Origin of the sequence: Streptomyces sp. NPDC057302 (genome assembly GCF_042667685.1) — a bacterium.
In the GTDB taxonomy this organism is placed as follows: domain Bacteria; phylum Actinomycetota; class Actinomycetes; order Streptomycetales; family Streptomycetaceae; genus Streptomyces.
In genome coordinates this window covers 1-14,798 of the sequence record NZ_JBHUZJ010000092.1, presented here as the reverse complement: position 1 = coordinate 14,798, position 14,798 = coordinate 1, and the positions used below count along the sequence as shown (strand labels likewise).

Below are 14,798 nucleotides of genomic sequence, written 5' to 3'. Positions count from 1 at the left end.
CATGTATTCATACTGAAACGGCTCGTTAATGGCTGGTTGTTTTCGTAAGAAACAACAAAGCAATCAGAATCCGCCGGTTAACGATCTTCCCTTTCTCTGAGCTTCTCTGAGCCCGCGAGGTCCCGCATGCCTTCCTCGGCCACCACCCCGGTCGACGCCAGCAAAGAGCCGCCGAAGCCCCCGCAGGGTGGCATCGACGGCTTCTTCAAGATCACCGAACGGGGCTCGACCCTCGTCCGAGAGGTCCGCGGCGGCTTCGCCACCTTCTTCGCGATGGCCTACATCATCGTGCTGAACCCGATCATCCTGGGCAGCGCGAAGGACATGTACGGGCACCAGCTCGACAACGGCCAGCTGGTGACCGCGACCGCCCTGGTCGCCGCCTTCACCACGCTGCTCATGGGCGTCATCGGCAACGTCCCGATCGCGCTCGCCGCGGGCCTCGGCGTGAACACCGTGGTCGCGCTCCAGCTCGCGCCGCGCATGTCGTGGCCCGACGCGATGGGCATGGTCGTCCTCGCGGGCTTCGTCGTGATGCTGCTCGTCGCGACCGGCCTGCGGGAGCGCGTGATGAGCGCCGTGCCGCTTGGCCTGCGCAAGGGCATCGCGATCGGCATCGGCCTCTTCATCATGCTGATCGGCCTCGTCGACTCCGGCTTCGTCTCGCGCATGCCCGACGCCGCGCACACCACGGTGCCGCTCCAGCTCGGCGGCGACGGACACCTCAACGGCTGGCCCGTACTCGTCTTCGTGCTCGGCGCGCTGCTCACGCTCTGTCTGCTCGTGCGCAAGGTGCCCGGCGCCATCCTCATCAGCATCGTCGTCATGACGGTCCTCGCGGTGATCATCAACGCGGTCGCGACCGTGCCCTCCTGGGGCCTGACGACGCCCGAGTGGCCCGGCAACCCCGTCGCGACGCCGGACTTCGGCCTGGTCGGTCAGGTCAGCCTCTTCGGCGGCTTCGACAAGGTCGGCCTGCTCACCGGCATCCTGTTCGTCTTCACCGTTCTGCTGTCCTGCTTCTTCGACGCCATGGGCACGATCATGGGCATCGGCGACGAGGCCAAGCTGACCGACGCCAACGGCAACATGCCGGGCATGAACAAGGTCCTCTTCGTCGACGGCATCGCCGTCGCCGCCGGTGGCGCCTCGTCCTCCTCGGCCACCACCTGCTTCGTGGAGTCCACGGCGGGCGTCGGCGAAGGCGCCCGCACGGGCTTCGCCAACATCGTCACCGGCGGTCTCTTCACCGTGGCGCTGTTCCTCACGCCCATCGCGACGATGGTCCCGTCCCAGGCGGCCACGCCCGCGCTGCTCGCGGTCGGCTTCCTGATCCTGTCCGGGTCCATCGGCCAGATCGACTGGGCCGACTTCACCATCGCGATCCCGGCGTTCCTGACGATGCTGATGATGCCGTTCACGTACTCGATCACGAACGGCATCGGCATCGGCTTCATCAGCTTCACCGTGCTGCGCCTCGCCTCGGGGCGCGGTCGCGAGGTGCCGGTCGCGATGTACATCGTGGCGGCCGTCTTCGGCTTCTACTACCTGATGCCGGCGCTGGGTCTCACGTAACCCTCCGGATGGTGCGTCGGTAGAGCCAGAACACGCGGGGCGGCCTTCAGGCCGCCCCGTAGAACTTTTCCGTGGCCTCGACGGCGCTCTGGAAGCGCTCGTCGAAGTCGTCCCGGATGAGCGTCCCGACCACGTAGTCCTGGACGCTCATTCCCCTCTTCGCTGCGTGCTGGCGGAGCCGGTCGAGCAGCTCCCCGTCTATTCGCAGGCTGAGCACTGTCGATCCCATGCGTGCCAGGGTCGCTGCCGCCCGGTGTGCCGTGTCTCACTTTCCGAAGCCACCTCACTCATATGGGTGACGGAAAGGTTCCGTGGTGTGAGATGAGGGAACCGAGTGGTCTTTAGCTAGAGTAATGAGTTACTCTAACGAACATGCCGGACCTCTCCCATGGTGACGACGCCGCCGCCGTGAACTCCCTGCGCTCCGCCGTGATGCGCCTGTCCCGTCGACTCAAGCACCAGCGGGTCGACGAGTCGCTGAGCCCCACCGAAATGTCGGTGCTCGGTACCCTCGCCCGCTGCGGCCACGCCACCCCCGGTGAGCTGGCCCGCAAGGAACACGTGCAGCCGCCGTCGATGACCCGCATCGTCGCGCTGCTCGAAGCCAAGGGTCTCGTCCGGCTCGAGCCGCACCCCGAGGACCGCCGCCAGAAGGTGGTGACCCAGACGGAGACGGCCGAGGCCATGCTCGAGGAGAGCCGCCGCAAGCGGAACGCCTGGCTGGCCGGTCTCGCCGAGCACCTCGACGAGGACGACTGGGCGCGGCTGCGTGCCGCCGCCCCCGTCCTGGAGAAGCTCGCGCATCTGTAACTAGCGCGTCTGCAACTCGCGCATCTGTAACCCGCGTGTCTGTGACTCGCGCACCTGCAAGCAGTACTCACCGCGGGCCACCCGCCGTGAGCCGTACGACGCCAAGGAGGCGAACCGCCTTTGAGTACGGGATCCGGAGCAGACTCCGCCCCCGCACCAACCGCCCTCGACAAGTCCCCTGCCGCCAAGTCGTCGATGTTCAGCTCGCTGAAGATCCGAAACTACCGGCTCTTCGCCTCCGGCGCCGTTGTCTCCAACACCGGCACGTGGATGGCGCGCATCACCCAGGACTGGCTGGTCCTGAGCCTTACAGGATCCTCGGCAGCGGTCGGCATCACCACCGCGATGCAGTTCCTGCCGATGCTCCTGTTCGGCCTGTACGGCGGCGTCATCGCCGACCGCTTCGCCAAGCGGAAGCTGCTCTTCTGCACCCAGGGTGCGATGAGCATCAGCGGCCTGTTCCTCGCCACGCTCACCCTGAGCGGCAACGTCCAGGTCTGGCACGTCTACCTCGCGGCCTTCTTCACGGGCCTCGTCACGGTCGTCGACAACCCGACCCGGCAGTCCTTCGTGTCCGAGATGGTGGGACCCGACCAGGTCCGCAACGCCGTCTCGCTGAACTCGGCGAACTTCCAGTCCGCGCGCCTCATCGGCCCCGCCGTGGCGAGTGGTCTCACCGCCGCGGTCGGCCCCGGCTGGGCGTTCCTCGCCAACGGCCTGTCCTTCCTCGCACCGCTCACCGGTCTGATGCTGATGCGTACGAGCGAGCTGCACCACACCCCGCGCAAGCCGCGCGGCAAGGGGCAGCTGAAGGAAGGCCTGAACTACGTCTCCAAGCACCCCGAGCTGATCTGGCCGATCGTCCTCGTCGGCTTCGTCGGCACCTTCGGGTTCAACTTCCCGATCTGGCTGAGCGCCTTCGCGGACGACATCTTCCACGGTGGCGTGGGGATGTACGGCCTGTTCAACACCCTGATGGCGATCGGCTCCCTGGCGGGCGCGCTGCTCGCCGCCCGCCGCGGCACCTCGCGTCTGCGGCTGCTCGCCGGGGCCGCGATCGCCTTCGGCGTACTTCAGGTGGTGGCCGCGTTCGCGCCCGAGCTGTGGATGTTCGTCGCCCTGATCGTCCCGATCGGCATCCTCGGCCTGACGGTGAATGTCACCGCCAACTCCTCGGTCCAGATGGCCACGGACCCCGAGATGCGGGGCCGCGTCATGTCCCTCTTCATGATGGTCTTCACCGGCGGCACGCCGCTGGGCGGCCCGCTCTTCGGCTGGCTCGCCGACGCGTACGGAGTGCGCGTCAGCATGGCCGCGGGCGGCGTCATCTGCGCGGTGGCCGCGGTCGGCGTCGGTCTGATGCTGGCCCGCGCCGCGAATCTGCGGCTGAAGGTGGATCTGCGGCGGGGGCGGCAGCACGTGCAGTTCGTGCCGCGTGAGCAGCTGGCCACGGCGGCGTAGACCGCTCTCCGGCCGACTGCACCGCTGGGCTACACCCGCCGGGCCAGGATCTGGCCCGGCCAGGTGCCGTCCTGCTCGACGAAGGCCTCGGTCCGGGTGAAGCCGTTGCGCTCGTAGTACGCGACGAGCTTGCCGTCATCGCCCGCGTAGCAGTCGACCCGGAGCAGGGAGATCCCCTGGCTCCGGGTCTCCTCCGCCGCGTGCGCGAGGAGGGCCGAGCCCGCGCCGGTCCCGTGCCGGGCGGTCAGCAGATGGATGTACCGCTCCGGCTCGTCCACCGCCGCGATGTAGGCCCCCGGCCCGTCGGTCAGAGTGAGCGTGCCGACCGCCTCCCCACCGATCTCCGCGATCCAGGCGGACCCGGTGCTCAGATACTTCTCGACGAGCGCGACGGTCTTCGGGGTGGTCGACCAAGGCTGGTCGCCCCACTGCCCGGTACGCCCCTGGGACACGAGCCAGGCGACGGCCTCGTCGAAGAGGGCGAGGACGGTGGGGACGTCGGCGGGGCCGGCGGGGCGGATGGTTATGTGATCCATGCGCCCATCCTTTCGCAAGCCGTTTCAGCCCGTCGGGTGATTCGTTCCAGCCCGTCCGGCGTTTGAGGACGAACTCGGCGAAGCCGGTGATGACGGCACGCACAAGGCACCCGCGCCGAGCGGGTTTTCGGGAAGGGGCGGGGTTGGGGAAAATTCCGCCGGAGGCGAGACTCACCCCCATGAGACTTTTCGCGGCGGTGCTGCCGCCCTCCGCGGCGGCGGACGAACTGGACCGGGCGGCATCCGGGTTGAGGGATCTGCCGGGCGCCGAAGCCCTCCGCTGGACGCCCCGCGAAAGCTGGCACTTCACCCTCGCCTTCATGTCCGAGGTACCGGACGAGACGGTCCCCGAGCTCTCCACCCGCCTGGAGCGAGCCGCCCACCGCACCGCCCCCTTCCCCCTCTCCCTCCGAGGCGGCGGAAGCTTCGGCGACCGCGCGCTCTGGGCCGGGGCGCAGGGCGACGTGGACGCCCTGCGCCTCCTCGCCCGGCGGGCGGACGCCGCGGCCCGCAAGTCCGGCATCACCATGGAGGAGCACCGCCACTACCGCCCGCACCTGACGCTGGCCCGCGGCCAGGGAGAGCCCTCCCTGCACGCGTACGTGGACGGCCTCGCGGAATTCGAGGGCGGCGAGTGGACCGTGGCCGAGCTGACCCTCGTACGAAGCAACCTGCCAAGGAGCGGGGTGCCGGGGGAGCGGCCCCGCTATGAGGTGGTCGGTCGATGGCCGCTCGGCGGAGCCGGTTAACCTCGACCACGTGGACCCGAAAACCAGGAACCGGATCATGGCCGGTGTGCTCGTGCTGATGTTCGTCGTCGTTGCGGTGGCGGCCGCGGTCGGCCAGTGAGGCGTCGGCGATGACCGCGGCCGCATAGTTCAGGAGCGTTCAGGAGCGTTCAGGACCGGACCCCGCGCCCTACCAGGCGAAGGACTCCGGCGAAGGCCCCGGCCCCGGGAAGATCTCGTCCAGGGCGCCGAGCAGCTCCTCCGAGAGCTCGAGCTCGACCGCGCGCAGAGCGCTGGTGAGCTGCTCCGAGGTGCGCGGACCGACGATCGGCCCGGTCACCCCGGGCCGGGTGAGCAGCCAGGCGAGCGCGACTTCGCCCGGTGCGAGGCCGTGCTTGTCGAGCAGGTCCTCGTACGCCTGGACCTGTGCGCGCACCTCCGGCTTGGCGAGCTCCGCCGCGGCGCGTCCGCCCGTACGCCGCTTGCCCTCGCCCTCCTTCTTGAGTACGCCGCCGAGCAGCCCGCTGTGCAGCGGTGACCAGGGGATGACGCCCAGGCCGTACTCCTGGGAGGCCGGGATCACCTCCATCTCGGCGCTGCGCTCGGCGAGGTTGTAGAGGCACTGCTCGCTGACGAGGCCGTAGCTGCCGCGCCGGGCGGCGGTCTCGTTGGCCTGGGCGATCTTGTATCCGGGGAAGTTGCTCGACCCCGCGTAGAGGATCTTGCCCTGCGCCACGAGGGTGTCGATCGCCTGCCAGATCTCCTCGAAGGGGGTGCGGCGGTCTATGTGGTGGAACTGGTAGATGTCGATGTAGTCGGTCTGGAGCCGCTTGAGCGACGCCTCCACGGAGCGGCGGATGTTGACCGCCGAGAGCAGGTCGTGGTTGGGCCAGGCCGGCTTTCCGTCGACGGCCATGTTCCCGTACACCTTGGTGGCGAGCACGACCTTGTCGCGCCGCTCGCCGCCCTGCGTGAACCAGGTGCCGAGGATCTCCTCGGTGCGGCCCTTGTTCTCGTCCCAGCCGTAGACATTGGCCGTGTCGAAGTAGTTGATGCCCGCGTCGAGCGCGGCGTCCATGATCGTGTGGCTGTCGGGTTCGTTCGTCAACGGCCCGAAGTTCATGGTCCCGAGCGTGAGTCGGCTGACCTTGAGCCCTGTGCGTCCCAGCTGCGTGTACTTCATGGGGACCTAGCCAACGACTTGAAGTGCGCTCTAGGCAAGGGTGCGGGGCGCGGGGGCGCGGGGTGCGGGGGCCCGGCGGCCCGGAGGCCCGATGGCCCGGCGGCTCGGCGGCCCGGTGGGTCACGAGCCGCCGAGCCAGCCCGCCGCGTCCAGCCGGAAGACGTCCGGCGGCACGACGGCGCGCAGGTCGTCCTCCATCGCGTGCAGGCGCCGCGCGCCGAGCCGCTCGGCCCACTCCGCGTGCAGCTCGTCGAAGATCTCCGCCGAGCGGGTCAGGGCGTCGATGCCGTGCGGGGTGAGGCGGACCAGTTTGCGGCGGGCGTCGGCCGGGTCGTCGGTGCGTTGCGCGTAGCCGAGGGCGATGAGGCGGTCGATGGTCTTGCCCGCGGCCTGCTTGGAGACGCCGAGACGGCGGCCTACGTCGCTGGCGCTCGCGCCCCGGACGCCGATCGCCTGCATCGCGAAGCCGTGGGCCGGGCGGGCGTCGGGGTGGCCCTGGCGGGCGAGTTCGGCGTGCAGCCGGTCGATGAGGGTGCGGAACCCGGCGAAGAGGAGGAGCGGCAGCTCGAAGCCCGGCCCGTCGTCCGCCGGGGGGTCGCCCGCTGGTGGGTCGCCTGCCGACGAGTCGTCGGCCTTGCGGGAATCGACAACCTGGTTTACCTTTTTTTCGTCAACCACGTTGTCCATCGTAAGGGGTACGCCTTGTTCACCGAGCACACTGTGGAGACCGCGCCGGTGGAGTCCCGCGCGGCGATGGAGCGCACGGCCGCGGCGTCCGGCAGGACGCCGAGTGCGGTGGCCCGGCTGGCGGAGTCGCCCGAACTCCTCAACAGCTTCCTGGAGTTGAGCGCGTCCTTCGAGCGGACGACGCTGGACCCGGTGGCCCGGGAGGTCGTCATCATGACCGTGGCCGTACGCAACGACTGCCACATCTGCGTGAACATGCACACCGCCAAGCTGCGCAAGCTCGGCGCGGACGCGGAGCTGATCGCCGCGCTGCGTGAGGGACGCGGGCTGGAGGAGGCAGGGGCAGGGGCAGGGGCGGGGCTTGAGGTGGTGCGGCGGTTCACGCTGGAGGTGCTCGCGACCGCGGGTGGCGTCGGGGACGAGGAGCTGAAGGCGTTCCTCGCGGCGGGTTACACGGAGCGCAACGCCTTGGAGGTCGTCATGGGCATCGGCACGTACACGATGTCGACGCTGGCGAACCGGCTGACGCGGGCGGCGTGAGGGCGGCAGGTGTCCGACGGCGTCGAGTTCCTGACGGCAGCGGATCCCTGAGGGCGCCAAGTCCTGGGCGGCGGCGGGTCCGTGACCGCAGGGCAGTGGCTGTGGCGTAGGCGTCCTCAGTTTCGGTACATCACCCGCCGCAGCGCCACCTCCACAGGGCCCCGGCGTCCCGCCCGCTCCATCGCGTACGCAGCGGCTACCGTCAGCAGCCACACGCCCACCGCGAACAGCGCCATGGTCGCGCTCGTCAGATGTTCGCCCAGGCCCAGGCCCCACGCGGCGAGGACCGGGGCGAAGATCAGGGATTGGGCGAGGTAGCAGGAGAGGGAGCGCTTGCCGACGGCGGCGATGGCGGTGATGGCCGTGTTGGCCGTGTTGGCCGTGTTGGCCGTGTTGGTCGTGCTGGCCGTGACTGTGGTGATTGTCGTGTTCGGCGCGTCGTCTGTCGTTGCGCCCGCTCCCCGACGGCGCCCGGCCCGCCCCGTCCACCAGTGCACGAACAGCGCCACCGCCGCCACATATCCGAGCCCCGCCGCGTTCCCCGTCGCGTCCCGCAGCAGCGTCAGTACCCCGCCCTCGCTCTGCGCGTCGTCCGGGACGCTGATCGCCCCGACGTGTGCCAGCGCCGCCGGCAGCGCGCCGAGCCAGCCCACCGCGATACCGATCACCGCGGTCCCGCGCAGCAGGGGCAAGTAGCGGCCCGGCTCCTCCAGCACCCGCTTGCGCGCCGCCCAGAAGCCGAGCAGGAAGATGACGTACGCGCCGCCCACCAGCGACAGCGGAGCCGCCGCGAAGGTGACGAACAGGCCGCTCGTGAAGCGGGTGCCCGCCGCGGCCAGCCAGTTGCCCTCACCCGCCGCGTACGCCTCCGCCCCCGGTTCGGCCCCCGCGTCACCCATCGTCCCCAAGTCGCCCGACAGCGCGGCCGATACGACGGGCTCCGCGGCGAGCAGCACGAACTGCGCGGTGGCGATCCAGATCCACCACTTCAGCGCACGGTCGCCGCGCCGCAGGAAGAGCCAGCCGAGGGCGAGGCTGATGATCCCGTAGAAGCCGACGATGTCCCCGGCCATCAGGAGCGTGGCGTGCAGGAGCCCGATGACGACCAGGCAGAGACTGCGCCGCCGCAACAGCCGCACGGCCTGGCGCTCCGAGGTCCCCGCAGCCGTCTGCCGCAGGAAGAGCTGCATCATCCCGTACCCGAAGAGGAACGCGAAGAGCGGATAGATGCGCAGGTCAAGGACGGTGATCATGGCGAACTGCACGGCATGATCAGCCCACCCGCCGTCCACGGGCTGCCACCCGGAGGCCCCGTGCCGGGCCGCCGTCAGATGGAACGCGGTGTTGGACAGCACGATGAACAGCAGCATGAGCCCGCGCGCGAGATCGGGCGCGAGGGCCCGCTCCCCGGGAAGCACACCCGCGCGCCGGGCCGCAGCCGCCCGTGGCTCCAGGACCTGGGACGTGGCCTCACCAGGGGCCTCACCAGTGGCCTCACCAGTGGCCTCACCAGTGGCCTCACCAGGGGTCTCTCCAGTGGCCAAACCGGTGGCCTCGTCAGCGCTCTCGACCGTCATGCCTGAACGCTAGGAAGAAGACCACGCGCCGGGCATCGGTCTTCCGGCTAGCGGCGGCAGCCGAAGGGATACGGGAGGTGCGGGGGAGACGCGACCTTAGGCAATGACCACCGGGACGACGCCTGTCGCGAGCCGTACGCGCCACCCCCGTTGGGGAGTTGTCGGTGGGGTGGCCGAGGATGCGGACCATGACCGTTAAGAGGAAGATCGTTCGCTCCGTGGGCGTGCTCGCCGCCGGCCTCGGGCTCGTCGCGCTCAGCAATCCGGCCTATGCCGCGGGGGACGTCTACAAGGGCACGGGGTGGCGGATTCTGTCCGGGCGGGGGATCGAGTCGCTCAGCCCCGATCCCTACGTCATCCACCTCGTCAAGCCGAACGCCGCCGCCACCAAGCTCACCGCCGCGCAGACCAAGAAGGCGGAGGCCCAGCTGCGGGCGCAGTTGAAGAAGACCGCCGCCCAGCTGACCTCCGTCACGGGGACCAAGTTCACGCTGGCCAGTGGCTATCACAAGGAGCAGAACGCCTGTGACACCGCCGAGCGCCACGTCATCACCGTGGGGTTGAAGTACCGGCCCCTCACCCCTGGCCACACGCCGGGCTACTCCCAGGCGCACCCGTGCTCGGCCATGGCCAACCAGAGCGCCTGGGGCGGATGGATATGGGTCGACAGCGAGTACTGGATACCGGGCGACTGGGACGCCTCCCCGGCGCTCGTCTCGAACATGATGAGCCACGAGATCGGGCACTCGATAGGACTCGACCACGCCAACGTGGACGGCCCGGACGCCAACACCACCGCCGACGCCTACGAGTGCGTCACCAACAGCAGCAAGGACCTGCCGATGATGTGCTCCCCCAACGGGGGCCACGGCAGGGCCAAGGGCGGCAGCGCGGACCGCGTCAAGAAGTACGCCGGGCAGTACACGAAGTGGGACATCGCGGGGCTCAAGGCCCTGAAGGCCAACTTCAGCCGGTAGGAGCCAGCTCGGCCGCGTTCGCGGTCGTGTTCGCGGCAGTGTTCTCGGCGGGAGCCGGCTCGTGCGGGGCAGGGGGCGTCGCCTCGTACGGCGTCCCCAGCCCCCACGCCTGGTGCATCGCTTCCGCGAACGCCGCCGCCAGCTTGTGCTCGCCGCTCTCGTTGGGGTGCGTCCCGTCGTACGTGTCGACGTCGATGTCGTACGAAGGCGGCGTCGAGGCAAGGAGCAGCGGCGACGCCCCCGTGTCCAGGTCCGCCACCGCCTTCGCGAGCAGCACGTTGAAGCGGGCCACCTCCGCCGCGAACGGCGCGTCCGTCCGGGCCCGGATGTTCGGGATCACCGGCAGCAGGACGAGGCGGACGTGCGGATTCGCCGACCTCGCCGCCGCGACGAGACGGCGTGCGTTGTCCGCCGTCTGTTCCGCGTTCGTGTAGAAGCCCAGGTCGATCAGGCCCAGTGAGATCAGCAGGACGTCGGGGCCGTCCCGCCGCACCGCCTGCGCCATGCGCGGCGCCATGTGCAGCCAGCCCTCGCCCCAGCCCGCGAAGTGATGGCGCGGGAAGGCCGGGTCCGAGCAGGCGTAGTCGTACGAGACCGGCTCGCCGGAGACCTTGTCGTGCAGCGCGTCGCGCGGGCCGACCACGGCGAAATCCGTGTCACCGAGCGAGGCGAGCAAGTGCTGCCACATGCGGTAGCGCCAGGTGTGTTCCCCCGCGCTGCCGATCGTCATCGAGTCACCGACGAACATGAACCTGAGCATCCGCTCATCATCCCGGATCAAGGCCCCGGCCTGCGATGTGAGGCTCAACACCCGCCGAACGTCCGTCCCGCCGCGCCGGGGTGGCAGGCTTGGCCCATGCGTTCACTGCGTTCTTCGATGGGTGCCGAGGCCGGCAAAGGTGTCATGGCCGTCTTTGGTGCCGGGTGTCTGGTTCTGCTGGCCGCCGCCGGGCCCGCCGTCGCCGACGACGGCGGCCATGAGGGGTTCACGATCAAGGACCCCCGCATCATCGAGTCCAGCGGCCTTGCCGCCTCCCGCGCCCACCCGGGCGTCTACTGGACGCACAACGACCAGGACAAGAACGGCGCGCTGCTCTACGCGGTGGACGGCAAGACCGGCAAGACGGTCGCCACGATCACCATGACCGGCGTCGGGAAGCCCCGGGACGTGGAGGCCGTCTCCGTGGGCAGCGACGGCAACATCTACGTCGGCGACATCGGCGACAACCTCGGCGGCACCTGGTCCCACGTGTGGATCTACAAGCTGCCCGAGCCGAAGAAGCTGGGCGACCGGACCGTCCGCGCCACCCAGTACACGGTGAAGTACGAGGACGGCGCGCGCGACGCCGAAGCGCTGATGGTGCACCCCAAGACCGGGCGCATCTACATCGCCGACAAGAAGGAGGAGGGCGGCGGCCTCTACGAAGGGCCCGCCCAGATGTCGGCCTCCGGGGTCAACGTCTTCAAGCGCCTCGGCGACACCGGGCTCTGGACCACGGACGGCGCCTTCTCGCCCGACGGCAAGCAGCTCGCCCTGCGCGGCTACCTCGGCGGAGTCTCGTACGCCTGGAAGGGCGAGGGCAAGAAGCCCGCGCGCGAGGGACGGCTGAGCGTGCCGCTCCAGAGGCAGGGCGAATCCGTCACGTACACCCTGGACGGGACGACCCTCATGTACGGCAGCGAGGGCGCGCAGAGCGGTGTGGAGACCGTCGAGGTCCCGGGCGCGGGCGGCGGCCACGACTCGTCGTCCAGCGGCGGCAGTTCGGGCGAGGCGGGGAGCTCCGGGACCGAGGGCGGGATCAAGGTGGGCGTGGTCGTACTCGGTGTGCTCGCCGTCTTGTTCGGGCTGAAGCGGGTGTTCCGGGGCCGGAAGTAGGAGCCGCCTCTACGCCTCGCGACCCGCCACCAGGACGTCCAGGCCGTCCAGCAGGCGCTGGAGGCCGAACTCGAAGTGGTCGAACTGCGAGCCGAACGCGTCCTCGGAGAGTCCGGCGAGGTGGGGGTAGCGGCCGCTGGCCATGATCCGTCCGAGGGTCGGCTGCTGCGCCTCCCAGAACGCCTCGTCCGTCAGGCCGCTCTTGCGCACCGCCTCCGCCTCGTGCACATGCGTACGGGCGACCCCGGTGACGTACCCCTCGACCATGACGATCACCCCGATCAGCTCGGGGTCGGTCAGGCCCATGGACTTGATCCCGGCCAGGGTCCGTTCGAGCCCGCCCACGGAACCGGGGCCGAGCACCGGGCGGGCCTGGTTGACCTGGAGCAGCCAGGGGTGTTCGCGGTAGAGGACGAGCGTCTCACGGGCGTACGCCTCCACGGCCTCGCGCCAGCCGCCGGTCGGGGGCGCGGTCTCGCCGGACGGGGCGAACACGCGGTCCAGCATCAGGTCGAGCAGCTCGCCCTTGCCGGGGACGTAGCGGTACAGGGACATCGTGCCGGTGCCGAGCTCCGTGGACAGGCGGCGCATCGATACCGCCGCGAGCCCTTCGGCGTCCGCGAGGCGCACTCCCTCGCCGACGATCCGGTCCAGGGTCAGTCCGGGCTTGGGGCCCCGCGTGGGGCGTTCGTCCTCGCCCCAGAGCAGTTCCAGGCTGCGGGTGATGTCGCTGCCGGTGCGCTGGGTGTCGCCGCCGTTGGTGCTCGTCATGGGGCTCAGCCTAATCGCCGTACCGGTAATTGGGTACACCGTACTCATGAAACTGGGTACGGTGTACTCTCCATTGGGTACGGCGTACCCAGAGGGCGATGTCTGGAGGGGCAATGGGCGTGGGCAAGGGTGAGCACGACTACGAGTACGAGCACGAGCACGACTACGAGTACGCGGTGCGGGCCGAAGGGCTCGACAAGCGCTACGGGAAGAAGAAGGCCCTGGACGCCTTCGATCTGCGCGTGCGGCGCGGCACGGTGCACGGACTGCTCGGCCCGAACGGCGCGGGCAAGACCACCGCCGTCCGCATCCTCGCGACGCTGGTGCGCCTCGACGGCGGGCGGGCAAAGGTGGCGGGCACCGACGTGGCGCGCGACCCCGCCGTCGTCCGCAGCCGCATCGGCCTGGCCGGTCAGTACGCGGCGGTCGACGAGGTCCTCACCGGGCGGCAGAACCTGGAGATGTTCGGCCGCCTCTTCCACCTGGGCGGCAAGCGGGCCGCCCTGCGCGCCCAGGAACTCCTCGAACAATTCGACCTGGTGGAAGCGGCGGGCAAGGGCGCGGGACAGTACAGCGGCGGCATGCGGCGCAGGCTCGACCTCGCCGCGTCGATGATCCTCGCGCCCGCCGTCCTCTTCCTGGACGAGCCGACCACCGGACTCGACCCGCGCAGCCGCCTCGAAGTCTGGGACACCGTACGGAAGTTGGTCGCGGACGGCACGACGGTCCTGCTCACCACGCAGTACCTGGAAGAGGCCGACAAGCTGGCCTCCCGGATCACCGTCATCGACCAGGGCCGCGCCATCGCCGACGACACCCCGGACGGCCTGAAGAACAAGGTGGGCGGCAGCTATCTGGAGGTCGTGGTGCGCGAGGCCGCCGACCTGCCGGCGGCCTTGAGGGCCGTCGCCCGCGTCGCGGAGGGCGTGCCCGAGGCCGTCGACCTGGAGCGGCGCGTCCAGGCGGCCGTGACCGACCGGGTCGGCGCGCTGACGGACGTGGCGCGGACCCTTCAGGACCAGGGGATCGCGGTCGAGGACATCGGCCTGCGCAGGCCGAGCCTCGACGACGTGTTCCTCCGCCTGACGGGACACCGTACGGAGGACGAGGCGGGGACGGCTGCGGCTTCGGGGACCGACGAGAAGGCGGACGACAGGACGGGAGTCGCGGCATGAGCGCTGTACTGACATCGGATCCGGGCGCCACGGACGACCACACATCGCCCCCGCCCCCGCCCTCGCGCGGCCGTCTCCACTGGGCGCTCTGCGACACCTGGAACGTCACCCGCCGCTACCTCACCCAGTTCCGGCGCCAGCCCGTCAACATCGCCTGGCAGCTGGGCTTCCCGATCATCTCCGTGCTCCTGTACGGATTCGTCTTCGGCGAGGCGATGAAGGTGCCCGGCGGGGGAGACGACGGTGACTACAAGCAGTTCCTGATGCCCGGCATGTTCGTGATGACCATGGCCTTCGGCTTCATGAACACCGCGATGGCGGTGGTCACGGACTCCAGCAAGGGCGTCATCGACCGCTTCCGTTCCATGCCCATGGCCCCCTCGGCGGTGGCGGCCGGGCGCGGCCTGGCCGACCTGATCGTGGCCTGCGCCGAGTTGACGATCCTCGCGCTGACCGCGCTCGCGATCGGCTGGCGGTCCAGCGCGGGCATGCTGGAGACCCTGGCCGCCTTCGGCCTGCTGCTGTTCCTGCGGTTCAGCCTGATCTGGGTGGGCGTGTTCCTGGGCCTCGTCGTGCCGACCCCGGAGGCGGCGGGCGGGCTCTACGCGGTCGCCTTCCCGCTCACCATGATCTCCAGCGTCTTCGTCGCGCCGTCCCTGATGCCGGACTGGCTCGCACCGGTCGCCGCCTGGAACCCGGTGTCCTCCACGGGCACGGCGACACGCGAACTGTTCGGCAACCCCGGGGCGGGCGGGGCGAGCTGGGTCGAGCAGAACGCGCTGCTGATGGCGGTGGTGTGGCCGGTGGCGATCTCCCTCTTGTTCCTCCCGCTTGCGGTACGGAAGTTCAAGCAGTTGAGCCGGTGAGTCTCTTTACGCGGATGGGGCCCGGCAGGTGAATAC

16 protein-coding genes are annotated in these 14,798 nt (G+C 69.9%); 9 read left to right on the top strand and 7 right to left on the bottom strand.

Annotated elements, in window-relative coordinates:
- Nucleotides 1–126: 126 nt before the first annotated feature.
- Complete coding sequence (locus tag ACFUPX_RS38360; protein ID WP_383333286.1) at nucleotides 127–1,575, top strand: NCS2 family permease; 1,449 nt, start codon at nucleotides 127–129, stop codon at nucleotides 1,573–1,575.
- Nucleotides 1,576–1,621: 46 nt separating this feature from the next.
- On the opposite strand, the gene ACFUPX_RS38355 is transcribed toward ACFUPX_RS38360, so the two are convergent.
- Entirely contained in the window at nucleotides 1,622–1,804 is a 183-nt protein-coding gene (locus ACFUPX_RS38355) for a ribbon-helix-helix protein, CopG family (RefSeq protein ID WP_361049009.1), read from the bottom strand.
- Between the two features lie 143 nt (nucleotides 1,805–1,947).
- Here ACFUPX_RS38355 and ACFUPX_RS38350 point away from each other — a divergent pair, with 143 nt between their 5' ends.
- Both ACFUPX_RS38350 and ACFUPX_RS38345 read left to right on the top strand, forming a co-directional pair.
- The gene (locus ACFUPX_RS38350; protein ID WP_383333284.1) at nucleotides 1,948–2,385 is read left to right on the top strand and encodes a MarR family winged helix-turn-helix transcriptional regulator; all 438 of its coding nucleotides are present in this window, start codon (nucleotides 1,948–1,950) and stop codon (nucleotides 2,383–2,385) included.
- Nucleotides 2,386–2,505: 120 nt separating this feature from the next.
- Nucleotides 2,506–3,846 (top strand): MFS transporter, encoded by a 1,341-nt coding sequence (locus ACFUPX_RS38345; protein WP_383333282.1) that lies wholly within the window; start codon nucleotides 2,506–2,508, stop codon nucleotides 3,844–3,846.
- 29 nt (nucleotides 3,847–3,875) lie between these two features.
- On the opposite strand, the gene ACFUPX_RS38340 is transcribed toward ACFUPX_RS38345, so the two are convergent.
- Nucleotides 3,876–4,382, bottom strand: coding sequence for a GNAT family N-acetyltransferase (locus ACFUPX_RS38340; RefSeq protein WP_383333280.1), 507 nt, complete (start codon nucleotides 4,380–4,382; stop codon nucleotides 3,876–3,878).
- 179 nt (nucleotides 4,383–4,561) lie between these two features.
- On the opposite strand from ACFUPX_RS38340, the gene thpR reads away from it, so the two are divergent.
- On the top strand, nucleotides 4,562–5,131 hold the full coding sequence (gene thpR / locus ACFUPX_RS38335) for an RNA 2',3'-cyclic phosphodiesterase (RefSeq protein ID WP_383333278.1): 570 nt from the start codon (nucleotides 4,562–4,564) through the stop codon (nucleotides 5,129–5,131).
- A 169-nt stretch (nucleotides 5,132–5,300) separates the two neighbouring features.
- Here thpR and ACFUPX_RS38330 read toward each other — a convergent pair whose 3' ends face one another.
- Nucleotides 5,301–6,293, bottom strand: coding sequence for an aldo/keto reductase (locus ACFUPX_RS38330; RefSeq protein ID WP_383333276.1), 993 nt, complete (start codon nucleotides 6,291–6,293; stop codon nucleotides 5,301–5,303).
- Nucleotides 6,294–6,413: 120 nt separating this feature from the next.
- On the bottom strand, nucleotides 6,414–6,980 hold the full coding sequence (locus ACFUPX_RS38325; RefSeq protein ID WP_383333274.1) for a MarR family winged helix-turn-helix transcriptional regulator: 567 nt from the start codon (nucleotides 6,978–6,980) through the stop codon (nucleotides 6,414–6,416).
- Between the two features lie 66 nt (nucleotides 6,981–7,046).
- Here ACFUPX_RS38325 and ACFUPX_RS38320 point away from each other — a divergent pair, with 66 nt between their 5' ends.
- The gene (locus ACFUPX_RS38320) at nucleotides 7,047–7,520 is read left to right on the top strand and encodes a carboxymuconolactone decarboxylase family protein (protein ID WP_383333324.1); all 474 of its coding nucleotides are present in this window, start codon (nucleotides 7,047–7,049) and stop codon (nucleotides 7,518–7,520) included.
- Between the two features lie 116 nt (nucleotides 7,521–7,636).
- Here ACFUPX_RS38320 and ACFUPX_RS38315 read toward each other — a convergent pair whose 3' ends face one another.
- Nucleotides 7,637–8,938: a DUF418 domain-containing protein gene (locus ACFUPX_RS38315; protein ID WP_383333322.1), complete on the bottom strand. Its 1,302-nt coding sequence runs from the start codon at nucleotides 8,936–8,938 to the stop codon at nucleotides 7,637–7,639.
- Nucleotides 8,939–9,285: 347 nt separating this feature from the next.
- Here ACFUPX_RS38315 and ACFUPX_RS38310 point away from each other — a divergent pair, with 347 nt between their 5' ends.
- A complete protein-coding gene (locus ACFUPX_RS38310) occupies nucleotides 9,286–10,074 on the top strand; it encodes a hypothetical protein (RefSeq protein ID WP_383333272.1) in 789 nt (262 codons plus the stop codon).
- On the opposite strand, the gene ACFUPX_RS38305 is transcribed toward ACFUPX_RS38310, so the two are convergent.
- Nucleotides 10,064–10,834, bottom strand: coding sequence for a GDSL-type esterase/lipase family protein (locus tag ACFUPX_RS38305; protein ID WP_383333270.1), 771 nt, complete (start codon nucleotides 10,832–10,834; stop codon nucleotides 10,064–10,066). The genes ACFUPX_RS38310 and ACFUPX_RS38305 overlap by 11 nt on opposite strands.
- A 144-nt stretch (nucleotides 10,835–10,978) precedes the next feature.
- Here ACFUPX_RS38305 and ACFUPX_RS38300 point away from each other — a divergent pair, with 144 nt between their 5' ends.
- Entirely contained in the window at nucleotides 10,979–11,950 is a 972-nt protein-coding gene (locus ACFUPX_RS38300; RefSeq protein ID WP_383333268.1) for a WD40 repeat domain-containing protein, read from the top strand.
- Nucleotides 11,951–11,959: 9 nt separating this feature from the next.
- Here ACFUPX_RS38300 and ACFUPX_RS38295 read toward each other — a convergent pair whose 3' ends face one another.
- The gene (locus ACFUPX_RS38295; protein ID WP_383333266.1) at nucleotides 11,960–12,721 is read right to left on the bottom strand and encodes a TetR/AcrR family transcriptional regulator; all 762 of its coding nucleotides are present in this window, start codon (nucleotides 12,719–12,721) and stop codon (nucleotides 11,960–11,962) included.
- Between the two features lie 113 nt (nucleotides 12,722–12,834).
- Here ACFUPX_RS38295 and ACFUPX_RS38290 point away from each other — a divergent pair, with 113 nt between their 5' ends.
- Together ACFUPX_RS38290 and ACFUPX_RS38285 are read left to right on the top strand one after the other, a co-directional pair.
- Nucleotides 12,835–13,896 carry an ATP-binding cassette domain-containing protein gene (locus tag ACFUPX_RS38290; RefSeq protein ID WP_383333320.1) on the top strand — a complete coding sequence of 354 codons (1,062 nt, stop codon included), beginning with the start codon at nucleotides 12,835–12,837 and terminating at the stop codon, nucleotides 13,894–13,896.
- Nucleotides 13,893–14,762 (top strand): ABC transporter permease, encoded by an 870-nt coding sequence (locus ACFUPX_RS38285; RefSeq protein ID WP_383333264.1) that lies wholly within the window; start codon nucleotides 13,893–13,895, stop codon nucleotides 14,760–14,762. Before ACFUPX_RS38290 ends, ACFUPX_RS38285 begins: the two co-directional genes overlap by 4 nt.
- Nucleotides 14,763–14,798 lie beyond the last annotated feature (36 nt).